This is a genomic window from Thermocrispum municipale DSM 44069 (assembly GCF_000427825.1).
In the GTDB taxonomy this organism is placed as follows: domain Bacteria; phylum Actinomycetota; class Actinomycetes; order Mycobacteriales; family Pseudonocardiaceae; genus Thermocrispum; species Thermocrispum municipale.
Map to the genome: position 1 here is coordinate 25,756 of NZ_ATYT01000021.1, position 14,372 is coordinate 40,127.

The 14,372-nt window shown below is 68.8% G+C and carries 11 protein-coding genes and 1 rRNA gene; 10 read left to right on the top strand and 2 right to left on the bottom strand.

The window, feature by feature from the left end:
- From YWM_RS0114985 to panB, 7 genes are all read left to right on the top strand, one after another.
- Positions 1–585 carry a hypothetical protein gene (locus YWM_RS0114985; protein WP_028851404.1) on the top strand — a complete coding sequence of 195 codons (585 nt, stop codon included), beginning with the start codon at positions 1–3 and terminating at the stop codon, positions 583–585.
- A gap of 3 nt (positions 586–588) precedes the next feature.
- Positions 589–1,587 (top strand): C40 family peptidase, encoded by a 999-nt coding sequence (locus YWM_RS0114990; RefSeq protein WP_028851405.1) that lies wholly within the window; start codon positions 589–591, stop codon positions 1,585–1,587.
- A gap of 57 nt (positions 1,588–1,644) precedes the next feature.
- On the top strand, positions 1,645–2,409 hold the full coding sequence (locus YWM_RS23860; protein ID WP_052344933.1) for a hypothetical protein: 765 nt from the start codon (positions 1,645–1,647) through the stop codon (positions 2,407–2,409).
- Positions 2,410–2,488: 79 nt separating this feature from the next.
- Positions 2,489–2,689, top strand: coding sequence for a hypothetical protein (locus tag YWM_RS0115000; RefSeq protein WP_028851406.1), 201 nt, complete (start codon positions 2,489–2,491; stop codon positions 2,687–2,689).
- Positions 2,689–4,113, top strand: coding sequence for an RNB domain-containing ribonuclease (locus YWM_RS0115005; RefSeq protein WP_245566054.1), 1,425 nt, complete (start codon positions 2,689–2,691; stop codon positions 4,111–4,113). Before YWM_RS0115000 ends, YWM_RS0115005 begins: the two co-directional genes overlap by 1 nt.
- A 5-nt stretch (positions 4,114–4,118) precedes the next feature.
- The gene (locus tag YWM_RS0115010) at positions 4,119–4,895 is read left to right on the top strand and encodes a helical backbone metal receptor (protein ID WP_211232510.1); all 777 of its coding nucleotides are present in this window, start codon (positions 4,119–4,121) and stop codon (positions 4,893–4,895) included.
- Between the two features lie 200 nt (positions 4,896–5,095).
- Positions 5,096–5,983: a 3-methyl-2-oxobutanoate hydroxymethyltransferase gene (gene panB, locus YWM_RS0115015; protein ID WP_028851409.1), complete on the top strand. Its 888-nt coding sequence runs from the start codon at positions 5,096–5,098 to the stop codon at positions 5,981–5,983.
- A gap of 56 nt (positions 5,984–6,039) precedes the next feature.
- Here panB and YWM_RS0115020 read toward each other — a convergent pair whose 3' ends face one another.
- Both YWM_RS0115020 and secA2 read right to left on the bottom strand, forming a co-directional pair.
- Positions 6,040–7,752, bottom strand: a complete 1,713-nt coding sequence (locus YWM_RS0115020; protein ID WP_028851410.1) for an NAD+ synthase — start codon at positions 7,750–7,752, stop codon at positions 6,040–6,042.
- Positions 7,753–7,809: 57 nt separating this feature from the next.
- Positions 7,810–10,158 carry an accessory Sec system translocase SecA2 gene (secA2, locus tag YWM_RS0115025; RefSeq protein ID WP_043661232.1) on the bottom strand — a complete coding sequence of 783 codons (2,349 nt, stop codon included), beginning with the start codon at positions 10,156–10,158 and terminating at the stop codon, positions 7,810–7,812.
- A 170-nt stretch (positions 10,159–10,328) separates the two neighbouring features.
- Between secA2 and YWM_RS0115030 the strand changes: the two genes are divergently transcribed.
- The 3 genes from YWM_RS0115030 to YWM_RS0115040 form a co-directional block, all read left to right on the top strand.
- Positions 10,329–11,882, top strand: a complete 1,554-nt coding sequence (locus tag YWM_RS0115030; protein WP_043661256.1) for an alpha/beta hydrolase — start codon at positions 10,329–10,331, stop codon at positions 11,880–11,882.
- Positions 11,883–11,941: 59 nt separating this feature from the next.
- A complete protein-coding gene (gene glnA, locus YWM_RS0115035; protein WP_028851413.1) occupies positions 11,942–13,285 on the top strand; it encodes a type I glutamate--ammonia ligase in 1,344 nt (447 codons plus the stop codon).
- 859 nt (positions 13,286–14,144) lie between these two features.
- A 16S ribosomal RNA gene (locus YWM_RS0115040) occupies positions 14,145–14,372 on the top strand; the annotation flags it as partial.

Below are 14,372 nucleotides of genomic sequence, written 5' to 3' on the forward strand. Positions count from 1 at the left end.
ATGCCGATCCGCACCAACCGGGGCCGGGCCGCGGTTTACCGGCGCATCTGGGGCGCGCCGCTGCGGTCACCGAAGCACCTGATCGCCACGGTCGTCGTTCTGGTCATCCTGATCACGGCCGTCGGGTTCCTGTTGCCCAGGGTGCTGCCCAAGGACCCTGACCGGCGCGAACCCGAGCGGCAGCTGGCCGGGGTGTCCGAGCAGACCGAGACCAGCAGGCCGGAGGTGACCGAGACCAGGCTGACCGAATCGCCGCTGACTCCGAAATCCGCGCCGCCTGCGCAAGCCGCACTGGTGGCGGCGCGCAAGTGGGCGCAAGCCTGGGTCGACCATCCGCGCGGTACGACCCAGGCGAAATGGCTGGCAGGCATGCGGCCTTACACCACCGAGGAATTCCTCCCCCAGCTCAAGACGGTGGACGTGCGCAACATCCCGGCGACCAAGGTCGTCGGTCCGGTTCGTGCCACCGACAGCACGACCAGCTCGGTCGAGGTGAGCATTCCCACGGACGGGCCGACGCTGCTGGTCACCGTGATCAAGCGGCCGGACGGCTGGCGGGTCAACCAGTATTCCGAGGAGGAGTGAGCTGTGCGCGCGGGCGTGCTGATCGGCGGCTGCCTGGCGATGCTGTTCGCGCTGGTGGTCAGCACCGTCATGGTCGTCGACGTGGTGTCGCAGAGCGAGCGCGCCGCGGCCGAGGGCATCACCCCGGCCAGCTGTGACGCGGCGATCGGGCCCACGCAGCCCGGCAACATGCAGGTCGGTGCCGACGCCGCCCGCAAGCTGGACCCCGAGCAGCGCCGCACCGTGCAGCAGATCATCGCGATCGGCAAGAAACGCAAGCTCAGCCCGCGCGCCTGGCAGATCGCCATCCAGGCGGGGATGACCGAGTCCGGCTTGCGCAACGTCGACTACGGCGACCGCGACTCGCTGGGCATCTTCCAGATGCGGCCGTCGATGGGCTGGGGCACGCCCGAGCAGGTCACCGACCCCGAGTACGCGATCAACAAGTTCTACAACGTGCTGCAGGGCGTGCCGGACTGGGAGAAGATCCGGCCAGGTGACGCCGCCCAGGCGGTCGAGCGTTCGGCATTCCCGGACCGCTACCACCAGTGGGAGGCCATGGCCGTCTACCTGGTGGAAAATCTCGGCAACGTCACCGACGCCAGCGGCTGCGGCGAAGGGTCCGGCAACCTGCTGCCGCCCAACCCGAAAGCCGCCAAGGCGATCGAGTTCGCGCTCGGTGAGCGTGGCAAGCCCTACGTGTGGGGCGCGACCGGCCCGGACTCCTACGACTGCTCCGGCCTGATGCTGCGCGCCTACGAGTCCGCGGGCATCACCCTGCCGCGTGTCTCGCGTGACCAGTACAAAGCGGGCGCGATGCTGCCGATCGAGCGCGCCAAGCCGGGGGACCTGGTGTTCTGGGCCTACGACGAGTCGAACCCGGCGACGATCCACCACGTCGCGATGTACCTGGGCGACAACAAGATCGTCGAGGCGCAGCAGAGCGGCGTGCCGGTGCACACCAGGACGATCGATTTCGACGAACCGGAGCTGCTGCCTGTCGCGGTGCGCCCCGGGGTATAACCGACAGCAGAAGGTGCACCCGATGAGCACAGCGAGGCGTGGCTGACGATGGCGAAAATGTTCGGCAAGCGCGGCAAAGGCCGCCGCGACGCGCCACCACCCCCGCCGTTCGACCCGCGCAGCTCGTTCGCGGTCGCGCCGATACCCCGGCCGTCCGGCCCGCCCGCGTCGAGCACCCCGCTGGCCGATCTGTTGAACCGGGGCGGCCCGGGCGTCACCAAGGACTACGTGGTGTTGCCGCGGTCGCTGGCGGAACAGATGCCGTTGCCGTGGCAGCAGCACGCGGCGCACGTCCTGGCGGAGTTCTACCAGACCCACCAGCACCTGAACTGGCCGCAGTACCGCGTCCTCCCGTCGCGCGAGGAGCGGCTGGTGGACCTGGACGAGGAGCAGCTTGCCGAGGTCGGCTACGTGGTGGAGATGGACAACACCGGCGAGCTGGTCTACCGCGAGCGCACCGGCCGGAAGGTGGAGAACCCCGAGCAGAAGAAGGTCCTGGTGACCTGCCTGGACCCGGTCGTACCCCGGCGCGACCCCGGCGCACCGAAGCCCGAGACGACGGCGGTGCCGATGAACGTCGGGCCCGAGCCCAAGTGGGACGTGGTGCCGAACAAGGCGCACCAGGAGCTGCCGCCGTCGTTCGCTCCGGGAACCCAGCCGGACGACACGCCCACCCCGCCGCGCGGAATCTCGATGCCATCGGCGCAGCAGCCGTCGTCGAGCGAGAACAGCGGCCCACTCCCGGCCCAGAACGGCACCGGTCCGCAGGAGTTCGGCCCCACCGGCGAGCCCATCGAGCGCCCGTACCGACCCGATCGGTGACCACGCGCTGTTGATGGACCGGCACCGTGCGGCCACCATGGATAGGGTGGTCGACAGGCAGGCCGGACGAGGAGCGCGCATGAGCACCGACGACCCAGATCCCGACAAAGGCTGGTACTTCAACACCCGCACCGGCCAGGTGGAACACCTCAAACGGTCCCGCTCGATCGATCTGCTCGGCCCCTACCCGGACGAGGCGACCGCGCGTCGTGCGCTGGAGATCGCCCGTAAGCGCACCGAGGAGGCCGATCGGGCCGACCGGGAGTGGGACGGCGACTAGTGCCCGGTACGGACTTCTCGGCCATCCGCGAGGAGTTCGACCTGCCCACCGACTTCCCCGCCGCGGCGCTGAGTGAGGCCGACGAAGCCCGGAGAAGCCCCCAGCAACCGGGTGGGCTGACCGATGCCACCGATCTGCCGCTGGTGACGATCGACCCGCCGGGCGCCAGGGATCTGGACCAGGCACTGGCCGTCGAACGACGCCGGGGCGGTTTCCGCGTGTATTACGCGATCGCCGACCTGGCCGCGTTCGTCCGCCCGGAGGGGGCGCTCGACCGCGAAGCCGGAAATCGCGGCCAGACCGTGTACCTGCCGGACGGCGCGGTCCCGCTGCACCCACCGACGCTCTCCGAATCGGCCGCCAGCCTCTTGCCTGGTCAGCACCGGCGGGCCGTGCTGTGGACGATCGACACCGACAGCCACGGCGAACCGGTCGGCGTCGACGTCCGCCGCGCACTGGTCCGCTCCACCGCCCAATTCGACTACGCATCCGTCGAGCGGAGCTTCGCCACCGGAACGGCTCCCGAACCCGTGCAGGCTCTCGCGGAACTCGGCCCGTTGCGGCGCGAGCTGGCTGTGCAGCGAGGCGCCATCGAACTGCAGTTGCCGGAGCAGGAGGTCGTCCCGGACGGCGACGGAAGCTGGGCCATCACGCTGCGCCCGCGTGGGGACGTCGACGCGTGGAACGCGGAAATCTCCCTGATGACCGGCATGTGTGCGGCCCAGATCATGCTGGAAGCACGGGTCGGGATCCTCCGCACGCTGCCGGACGCCGAGCCGCAAGCCATCCGTTGGCTGCAACGGTCGGCGAAAGCGCTCGGCATCGGGTGGCCGGACGGTGCGGACACGGCCAAGGTGCTGGCCGGCCTGGACCCGGACCGGCCGGAATCCCTTGCGCTGTTCTCCGACACCACGCGGCTGCTGCGCGGCGCCGGCTACACCGCGTTCGACGGCGAGCCGCCCGAAGTGGGCAGTCATGCCGGCATCGGCGGCCCGTACGCCCACGTCACCGCGCCCATCCGGCGGCTGGTGGATCGCTACGCCACGGAAGTCTGCCTCGCGGTGACGGCCGGTCGCGACGTGCCCGAGTGGGTCAGGGCCGCGCTGACTCGCCTGCCGGGTGTGATGTCCGCATCGGACACGCTGTCCGGCCGGGTCGAACGCGCCTGCATCGACCTCGCGGAGGTCTGGCTGCTCGCGCCACGCGTGGGCGAGACGTTCGAAGCCGTGGTGCTGCGCGTCGACGGCAACCACGACGGCGACAACGACGACGAGGCACGCACAGGCAAGGCCGAGATCCTCATCGACGACCCGCCCGTGCTGGCGAAATGTCCCGCAACGGGCATGACGGAGGGGCAGCGGGTTACCGTGCGGTTGATCAGTGTCGACGCGGACCGACGCACGGTGAGTTTCGAAAGGGCATGATGCGGATGATCGACGACCTGGGTGAGGAAGTACCGCTGCGCGCCCAGCCGGAACGCGTGGTCTCCCTGGTGCCCTGCCTGACCGAGGCGTTGGAAGCCAGCAAACCAGGGCTGCTGGTCGGCGTTACCGACTACTGCACCCACCCGGCCGATCTGGACGCGGAACGGGTGGGCGGCTCGAAGTACCCCGACATCGAGCGCGTGCGCGCGATCAGACCGGACTTGGTGTTGTGCAATTCGGAGGAGAACCGGCCCGAGGACGTCGAACGCCTGCGCGCGGACGGCATTCCGGTGTGGGTGATGGAAGCTCCCGCCACGGTTCCCGCGGCCCTCGGGTCACTGCGCCGACTGCTCACCCAGGCGTTCGAGCTGAGCGAGCCCGAGTGGTTGTGCCGCGCCGAGGAATTGTGGGCCCCGGTCGCGCCGGTCGAACGCACGGTGGTCGTGCCGGTGTGGCGCAAGCCGTGGGTGGTGCTCGGCAGGGACACCTTCGGCGGCGATGTGCTGCGCAGGCTCGGCTACACCCACGTCTACGCCGATCATCGCGAGCGCTACCCCCGCCCGAAGATCGACGAGCTGCGCGGGCTCTTCCAGGCCGGTGAGGCGAGCATGCTCGTGTTGCCCGACGAGCCGTGGAAGTTCACCGAGGACGACGGTCCGGATGCGTTCCCCGGGGTGCCGTACGCGCTGGTCAGTGGCAGGCATCTCACCTGGTACGGGCCTTCCCTGGTGGAGGCACACGACGCTCTGTCGGAGTCGTTGCGCGCAGTCGTGCGTGGGTGACCGAACACCTGATGTGACGCTGGTCCCATGGTGGGTGCGCGGGTGGTGAAGCGGTGTCACGCTGAACAGGCACAAACCCCCGCGACGACGCGGCGGACGCCGGTCGACCACCAGGTGGCGGCCAGGCGATGAAGCGGCGTCGGCGCATCAACGGTCACGACCCGGGGACCCCGAACGGGCCTCGAGGAAGGACGGTCGCAATGCCCGCGAACACTGTCACGACGCCGAGCCGGGCCGAAGAACCCGCGCCATACGGCACTGGATCCGCTGCGGCGACACCCAGCAAGCCGCCGAAGCGAGTCCGCATTCATCACCTGCGCGAGATGAAGGATCGCGGCGAGCCATGGCCGATGCTGACCGCGTACGACATGTACACCGCCGAGTTGTTCGACGAGGCGGGTATCCCGGTCCTACTGGTCGGTGACTCGGCCGCGAACAACGTCTTCGGTCACGCCACCTCGCTGCCGGTCACGGTGGACGACATGATTCCGCTGGTCCGGGCGGTCAGCGGCGCCGTCAAGCGTGCGCTGGTGGTCGCCGACTTCCCGTTCGGCTCCTACGAAGCCGGCCCGGAACAGGCCGTCGCCACCGGCGTGCGGTTCATGAAGGAAGGCCTGGCGCACGCGATCAAGCTCGAGGGTGGTCGCGTCATGGCGCCCCAGGTCAAGGCGCTGACCAACGCGGGCATCCCGGTGATGGCGCACATCGGCTTCACGCCGCAGGCGGAGCATGCGCTGGGCGGCTACCGGGTGCAGGGCCGCAACAACACCGGCGACGAACTTCTCGCCGACGCGCTGGCGCTGCAAGAGGCCGGTGCGTTCGCCGTGGTGATGGAGATGGTCACCGCCGAGGTGGCGAAGAAGATCACCCACGAGCTGGAGATCCCCACCATCGGTATCGGTGCGGGCGCGCACTGCGACGCCCAGGTGCTGGTGTGGCAGGACATGGCCGGCCTGCGCCGCGGCAAGGCGCCGCGTTTCGTCAAGCGCTACGCGGACGTCGCCGGCGTGCTCTCCGACGCGGCCAAGGCGTTCGCAGCCGACGTACGCAACGGGGACTTCCCAGGTCCGGAACACGAGTTCCACTGAAGCCCGCGGCCCGGGCCGCTGCGTTTCCCCGAGCGCGGCCCGGGCCCGTGTCCAACTCAGTGGTGCTCGCGCCAGCGATTGGTGATCGGCAGCCGACGGTCGCGGCCGAACGCCTTGAACGTGATCTTGGTGCCCGGCGGGTACTGCCGCCGCTTGTACTCGGCGATGTCCACCATCCGCACCACGCGGTCGATGACGTCCGGGTCGAAGCCTGCCGCGACCAGGTCCGCATAGCCCCGATCGCCCTCGACGTAGTCGTCCAGGATGTCGTCCAGCAGCGCGTAGTCCGGTAGCGAGTCGGTGTCCAGCTGACCGGGCCGCAGTTCGGCCGACGGTGGCTTGGTGATCGAGTTCTCCGGGATCGGCGGGACCTCACCGCGCCGCTCCGCCTCGGCGTTGCGCCAGCGCGCCAGCTGCCAGACATGGGTCTTGAACACGTCCTTGATCGGCGCGAACGCACCCACCGCGTCGCCGTAGATCGTGGAGTAGCCGACGGCGATCTCCGTCTTGTTCCCGGTGGCCAGCACCAAGTGGCCCTCGGAGTTCGACAACGCCATCAGCAGCACGCCGCGCACGCGGGCCTGCACGTTCTCCTCGGCAAGACCTTCCAACCCGAGCTGGTCGACGTAGGTGTGCACCATGTCGGCGATCGGTTGGACGCGGAACGGACACCCCAGCCGCTTGGCGAGTTCCTCGGCATCGGTGCGCGAATGCTCGGAGGAGTACTTCGACGGCATCGACACGCCGTGCACGTTCTCCGGGCCCAGCGCGTCGACCGCCAGCGCGGCGCACACCGCGGAGTCGATCCCCCCGGAGAAGCCGAGGATCACCGACGAGAAGCCGTTCTTGCGCACGTAGTCGCGCAGCCCCAGCACCAGCGCCGACCAGACCTCCGCCTCGTCCGACAGCGGCTGGACCTGCGGATTGGTGATCTTCTCGTACGCCGGCAGCGGCTCGTCCATCAACACCTTCCGCTGGACGTTCACGCCGGCGAACGTTCCGCTGCGGTGGCCGGTGCCCGCAGTCAGCTCGAGATCGGCCACCAGCACCTTGCTGACGAACTGCTCGGCGGTGGCCAGCGCGGTGCCGGATGGGTCGACGATGAACGACCCACCGTCGAACACCAGGTCGTCCTGCCCGCCGACCTGGTTGCAGTACACCAGCGGCGCGCCCGCCTCGGCCGCACGCCTGCCGGCCAGCTCGATGCGCACGTCGTCCTTGTTGCGCTCGTACGGCGACGCGTTCGGCGACACGATCACATCGACGCCCGCCTCACCGAGCGCGGCGATCGGGCCGCCGTCCTGCCACAGGTCCTCACAGATGACCATGCCGATGTCGACGCCGTGGAAGCGCAGCACGGTCAGCTCGTCGCCGGACTTGAACCAGCGCCGCTCGTCGAACACGCCGTAATTGGGCAGGTGGTGCTTGAACTGGCGGGCGACGACCTCGCCGCGCCACAGCGCCCCGGCCGCGTTGCGGGGGCCGTCCTGGTCGTCCAGGTAGCCGACCACGGTCAGCACGTCACCGGTGCCCTCGGCATCGAGCCGGGCAGCTAGGTCGGTCAACGCCTGACGGGCGGCGGACGTGAAGGTCTGCCGCAGGGCAAGGTCCTCGACGGGATAGCCGGTCAAGGCCATCTCGGAACACACGACCACGTGCGCTCCCGCCGCGGCCGCCTGTCGGACGGCGTCGACGATCAGGTCGGCATTACCGGTCAGGTCGCCGACGGTGGGGTTGAGCTGAGCGAGCGCAATTCGCAGTTGAGGCACACGCTCATTCTTTCGCACCGACACCGTTCGGCGCAGTGGCGCGATTCGTGCCGCGCCTCACGTGCGCTTCTTGCGCAGCAGGCCCCGCACCTTCTTCAGCGCTTGCTCGGCGTCGGAGTCGAACGGGTTGTCGTGCACCAGGTACGTCCAGGTCGAGGTCGGCCTGCGCACCCCGGCCGCGGCCACGTCGAGCTCACCGTCGACCACCTTCGCGTCCTGGAACGTCTCCGCCAGCCGCTCCTTCGCGGTCGGGACGATCTTGTAGAACTCGGGGATCGCGGCCCGGTGGAACTCGTCGATCGGCGTCTCCTTGCCCAGCGCGCGGAGGTGGATCGACTCGCGCACGTCGGTGAGGAACGCCAGGTGGTCCGACCACAGCTGGTCGAGGTGGAACAGCAGGACTTCCCGGGCCAGGGTGCGTGCCTTCTCCTCGCCCAGTTTCTCCACGACCTCGTCGTAGTGCTTGCTCGCCTCGGACTCCTCGGACGCCAGGTACTCCGCCGCGACGTCGGTGGTGAGCACCTCCTCGCGGAACTCCAGCAGGTCGTTGCGCTGCCGCTCGATCAACCGCGTGTACCGCCAGGTGTTGCGGTGGATCTCCAGGTTGGCGCCTTCCATCACCCGCTGCGCGTGGTTGAGGTGCCGCTGTGCGGCCGGGTCGGTGATCTCACCCTTCTCGTCCGGTGTCAGGCCCTCCGGCACGTCCGGTGCTCCGGACAGCACCAGATCGTCGTTGAGGCTGGCGAAGAAGATCGACCCGCCCGGGTCACCCTGCCGGCCGGCCCGCCCGCGCAACTGGTCGTCCAACCGTGACGACGGATAGCGGGCGGTCCCGATGACGTACAAGCCGCCGAGTTCGACGACCTCGTCCCGCTCCTCCTCGCTGCCGTTGCTGCCACCCAGTTTGATGTCGGTGCCGCGGCCGGCCATCTGCGTCGAGACCGTGATCGTGCCTGCCTTACCGGCTTCCGCGATGATCTCGGCTTCTTCCGCGTCGTTGCGCGCGTTCAGCACGGTGCACTCCAGCCCGGCCTTGCGCAGCTTCTCCGCCAACTCCTCGGACTCCGCCACGTCCTGGGTGCCCACCAGGATCGGCCTGCCCTCGCCGTGGACCCGCTTGATCTCGTCCACGATCGCGCGCAGTTTGCTCGACGGCGAGTCGAAGATCCGGTCGGGCTCGTCGACCCGGATGTTCGGCGTGTTCGGCGGGATGACCGCGACTTCCAGCTTGTAGAACTCGCGCAGCGTCTCGGCGACCGCGACGGCGGTACCGGTCATCCCGGCCACCGTGGGATAGCTGCCGATGAGCGCCTGCACGGTGATGGAGTCCAGCACTTCGCCGCGGTCCGACGGCGGGAGCTGCTCCTTCACCTCGACGGCCGCCTGCAGCCCGTCCGGCCAGCGCTGCAGTTCCGCCACCCGCCCGCGGGAGGCGTTGATCAGCTGGACCTTGCCGTCGCGCACGATGTAGTCGACGTCGCGGGTGAGCAGCGCGTGTGCGTGCAGCGCCACGTTGACCGCGGCCAGCCGGTCGGAGCCTTCCTCGTACAGGTTGATGCCGCCGAGGGCCTTCTCCACCACGGACGCACCCGCCGGGGTCAGCCACGCGTTGCGGCCGTCCGCGTCGGTCTCGTAGTGCAGCCCGAGCCGCAGCCGCCGCACGATCTTGGCGACTTCCTCGTCCGCCTGACCGGCGTCCACCGAGCCGGCCATCACCAGCGGCACGCGAGCCTCGTCGACCAGCACCGAGTCGGCCTCGTCGACGATGGCGACCTGCGCCTTCGCCATCACCCGCTGCTCGACGTCGGTCACCAGGCGATCGCGCAGCACGTCGAAGCCGATCTCGGACACCGCGCCGTAGGTCACGTCGCTGTGGTAGGCGGCTCGACGCTCCTCGTGGGTGCGCGACGGCTCGACCCAGTCGACGGTCACGCCGAGCAGGTCGAACACCGGCCGCATCCACTCCGCGTCCCGGCGCGCCAGGTAGTCGTTGACGGAGATGACGTGCACCCGCTTGCCCTGCAGGGCGTAGCCGCTGGCCGCCAGCGCACCGACCAGCGTCTTGCCTTCACCGGTGGCCATCTCCACGACGTGCCCGGTCAGCAGCCCCATGACGCCGAGCAGCTGCACGTCGAACGCGCGCTCGCCGAGCGCGCGGCGGCCTGCCTCCCGGCCCAGGGCGCAGACCTCGACGAGCTGCTCGTTGCCGAACGAGTCGGCGTCGCGCAGCTTGCCTGCCCGTGCGGTCAGTTCCTCGTCGGTCAGCTCGCGGAGGTCGTCCTCGCGCTGTTCGATCTGCGGCAGCAGCTTCTCGTACTTGGCCAGCGAGACACTGGCCGGCCGCTCGATTATTCGGCGCAACCGCTGACCGATCCGCTTCGTCACCGGTGTTCGCCCGCGAGCCATCGACCTCTCCGCATCCTTCGACGTGGTTGTGGGTGCCCCTGCGGGCTCCAACGACGCATTCTTGCACCGGGTTCCCGGTCGCGGGTCAACCGCGGACCTTTTGGTGGCAGGATCGTCCCGTGCGATCACGAATCCGCGCGGCCGCATCGATCGTCGCGGCGCTGACCGCGATGAGCCTGGTGGCCTGTACCGATGGCGAGCCGGAGCGGCCGCCGACACAGCCACCGCAGACGCCGAAGCCGCTCGCCGACGGCCCATCGGAACTGGCGGAGTTCTACGGTCAGCGGGTGCGCTGGGGCTCGTGCGACGGCTACGCCTCCTCGGATCTCGGCGAGCAGGCGATGCGGGTGGCGTCGAATCTGCAGTGCACCCGGCTGAAGGTCCCGCTGGACTACGAGGATCCGGACGGACCCACGGTGCAGATCGCCGTGCTGCGCAAGCCTGCGCAGGGTCCGGGCAAGCGGATCGGGTCGCTGTTCATCAATCCGGGCGGCCCTGGCGCGTCCGGAGTGGAGGCCGCCGCCGCGCTGACGTTGTCGCCCACGATGACCAAGCTCGCCACCCGGTTCGACATCGTCGGGTTCGACCCGCGCGGCATCGGGGCCAGCCGCCCGCAGGTGACGTGCTACACCCCGGAGGAACGCGACGCCGACCGGGCCGACGACGGCGAGGTCGACGGATCCAAGTCCGGCGTGGCGGCCGCCGAGCGGGAATCGCGCGATTTCGCCCGCAAGTGTGCGCAGCGCACCGAGCACGGCGCGGAGTTCCTGGAGAACCTGGGGAGCCGGGACGTCGCCCGCGACATGGACGTCATGCGGTCGGCGCTGGGCGACGAGAAGCTGACCTACCTGGGCTATTCGTACGGCACGCGCATCGGCTACACCTACGCCGAGGCCTTCCCGGACAAGGTCAGGGCGATGGTGCTGGACGGAGCGCTCGACCCCGAGCAGGACGCCGTGGAGTCGCTGGTCGAGCAGGGTGTCGGGTTCGGCAAAGCGTTCACCGAGTTCGCGCGGTGGTGCGTCAAGCGGCCGGACTGCGCGCTCGGCCGATCGGCGCCGCTGGCCGTGCGGGCCTACCAGGACCTGGTGCGCCCGCTGATCGAGCGCAAGATCGACCTGGAGGACGGACGCAAGCTCTCCTACGAGGACGCGACCACCGCGACCGTGCAGGCGTTGTACTCGCAGTCGATGTGGGAGGAGCTCAACGCCGGTCTCAACGACCTCGAACGCGGTCGAGGCGAGCGGCTGATGGCGTTGGCCGACCAGTACATGGAGCGCAACTCCGACGGCACCTACTCCAGTACCCAGGACATGCTCGTCGCGGTGCGTTGCGTGGACGATCCGCCGGTGACCAGCCGGGCCGAGCTGACCGAGGCGCAGCGACGGTTCGTCAAAGTCGCGCCGTTCCTCGACCCGGGCACGCCGATCGCGGGCTTTCGTGACGCTTGCGCCTTCTGGCCGGCGAAGTCGACCGGCGAACCACACCTGCCGGACGTGAAAGGCCTCCCACCGGTCCTGGTCATCTCCACCACCGGCGATCCGGCGACGCCGTACCAGGCAGGGGTGCAGTTGGCGAAGGCGCTGAACGGGCGGTTGTTGACCTACGAGGGCAACCAGCACACCGTGTTCGGCCAAGGCGTGCGCTGCGTCGACGACGCGGGCGTGGCCTACCTGATCAACCGCGCCCTTCCGGACGAAGGAACGCGCTGCAAGAGCGGGTAAGCGCGCCGAGCGAGGGCGGGTCCGTGGTGTAGCGGCGGTATGCGGGCTACGCTCGCGCCATGGATCGCCAGCAAGAGTTCGTGCTGCGTACGCTCGAGGAGCGCGACATCCGGTTCGTCCGGCTGTGGTTCACCGACGTACTTGGTTTCCTCAAGTCCGTTGCGGTGGCCCCGGCCGAGCTGGAGGGCGCGTTCAGCGAAGGCATCGGCTTCGACGGATCGGCCATCGAGGGCTTCGCCCGGGTGTACGAGTCGGACATGGTGGCCAAGCCCGACCCGTCGACGTTCCAGGTGCTGCCGTGGGAGACCCCGGACGGCGGCACGTATTCCGCGCGCATGTTCTGCGACATCGCCATGCCGGACGGGTCGCCGTCGTGGGCCGACCCGCGGCACGTGCTGCGCCGACAGCTCGCCAAGGCCAGCGAGGCAGGCTTCACCTGCTACGTCCACCCGGAGATCGAGTTCTTCCTGCTGTCGGACATCACCGACGACGGCACGGAGCCGCAACCTGCGGACAACGGTGGCTACTTCGACCAGGCCTCGCACGCCAAGGCCACCCACTTCCGGCGGCACGCGATCGAGACGCTGGAGGCCATGGGCATCTCGGTGGAGTTCAGCCACCACGAGGTCGCGCCCGGCCAGCAGGAGATCGACCTGCGCTACGCGGACGCGTTGACGATGGCCGACAACGTGATGACCTTCCGCTACGTGATCAAGGAGGTCGCGCTGCGGCAAGGGGTGCGGGCGACGTTCATGCCCAAGCCGTTCACCGACCAGCCGGGCTCGGGCATGCACACCCACGTCAGCCTGTTCGAAGGCGACCGGAACGCGTTCTTCGACCCGGAGGACCCGGACGAGCTGTCCGCCACCGGGAAGGCGTTCGTCGCCGGTCTGCTCACCCACGCCAGGGAGATCTCGGCGGTCACCAACCAGTGGGTGAACTCCTACAAGCGGCTGACCGCCGGCGGGGAGGCTCCGACCACGGTGTCGTGGGGTCGGGCGAACCGGTCCGCGCTGGTGCGAGTGCCGATGTATTCGCCAGGGAAGGCGTCGTCGCGTCGAGTCGAGCTGCGGACTCCGGACTCGGCGTGCAACCCGTACCTGGCGTACTCGGTGATCTTGGCCGCAGGTCTGCGCGGGATCGACAAGGGCTACGAACTGCCACCCGCCGCCGAGGACGACATCTGGCAGTTGACCGAGGCGGAGCGCCGTGCCGCCGGTTACGAGCAGCTTCCGCAGAACCTGGGCGAGGCGCTGGCGGAGATGGACAGGTCCGAGCTGCTGCCGGAGGTACTCGGCGAGCACGTCTACGACTTCTTCCTCCGGAACAAGCGCCAGGAGTGGGACAACTACCGCCGCGAGGTCACCCCGTACGAGTTGCGGACGCTGTTGCCGATGCTGTAGCCGTCCGCGGGCCGGCGGATCGCTGCTGTCCGGTCGGCATGCGGCCGCCGCTCATCCGGCTGGATGGTCACCTGCTCCTCGGTCTGTCACGGCGACCGGCCCGTCATGCGGGCGTGACTGGCCCGTGGTCGCCGACCGCTCGTGGGCTCCGGCCCGCCTGTGGTCACCCGACCGCTCGTGGACTCCGGCCCACCCGCGGTCGCCCACGCTCGTGGCCATCGAGCCGTCTGTGGTCACCCGACCACTCGTGGACTCCGGGCCGCCCGCACCTGTCGACCCGCCCGCCGGTCGCTCTGCATCCAGGCCTCGCAACCGGTTCGCCCGCCCGGAAGTCGCCCAGCCAACCGCGGCTCGGGCGGCGCCAAGATCGACTCCTCCCGGCCAAGATCGGCGCTCAGGCTGCTGACCTGCGGTTTCGCTAAAACCGACCCCCCCTGAAAGTGGGCCTGGAGGGGTGTGTAATCTTCTCTCCAGACGCAAGCGAGCGGCTCGCAAAACCGAGCGAAAGCCCGGTGGCGAGAGCCAGGCAGAGGCTGGTAAGGTAGATAGCCGGATCAGCCGAAGCCACTCGGGACGAGCAGGTTGACACTGCGAAACGGACCGGGTAGCGTAGAGCGTCCGCCCTGAGGCAGACCACTCCCGACGAGAAAATATCGGAGCAGTGGGCTGCGCCCAGGGGAAAACCCGCCGAGTGACTCACTTCAAGTGACGAATTCGGCATGCACAGCGTGTTGTTTGAGAACTCAACAGTGTGTTTGTGAGCTTAGCCAGTTGATTTTTTTTGGAACCCTGTTTGGGTTTCTTTGAGTTTGCGGCCGGCATGCATTTGTTTGTGTGTTGGTTGTTTTGTCAGGATTCATTGTTGGAGAGTTTGATCCTGGCTCAGGACGAACGCTGGCGGCGTGCTTAACACATGCAAGTCGAACGCTGAAGCCTGGTCTTTGACTGGGTGGAGGAGTGGCGAACGGGTGAGTAACACGTGGGTAACCTGTCCCGTACTGTGGGATAAGCCCTGGAAACGGGGTCTAATACCGCATAGGACACTTCATCGCATGGTGGGGTGTGGAAAGGTTTTTCCGGTATGGGG

Coding starts and splice junctions, on each gene's coding strand:
- YWM_RS0114985 (WP_028851404.1), top strand. CDS start 1: ATGCCGATCCGCACCAACCGGGGCCGGGCCGCGGTTTACCGGCGCATC.
- YWM_RS23860 (WP_052344933.1), top strand. CDS start 1,645: ATGTTCGGCAAGCGCGGCAAAGGCCGCCGCGACGCGCCACCACCCCCG.
- YWM_RS0115000 (WP_028851406.1), top strand. CDS start 2,489: ATGAGCACCGACGACCCAGATCCCGACAAAGGCTGGTACTTCAACACC.
- YWM_RS0115010 (WP_211232510.1), top strand. CDS start 4,119: ATGATCGACGACCTGGGTGAGGAAGTACCGCTGCGCGCCCAGCCGGAA.
- panB (WP_028851409.1), top strand. CDS start 5,096: ATGCCCGCGAACACTGTCACGACGCCGAGCCGGGCCGAAGAACCCGCG.
- secA2 (WP_043661232.1), bottom strand. CDS start 10,158: ATGGCTCGCGGGCGAACACCGGTGACGAAGCGGATCGGTCAGCGGTTG.
- YWM_RS0115030 (WP_043661256.1), top strand. CDS start 10,329: ATGAGCCTGGTGGCCTGTACCGATGGCGAGCCGGAGCGGCCGCCGACA.
- glnA (WP_028851413.1), top strand. CDS start 11,942: ATGGATCGCCAGCAAGAGTTCGTGCTGCGTACGCTCGAGGAGCGCGAC.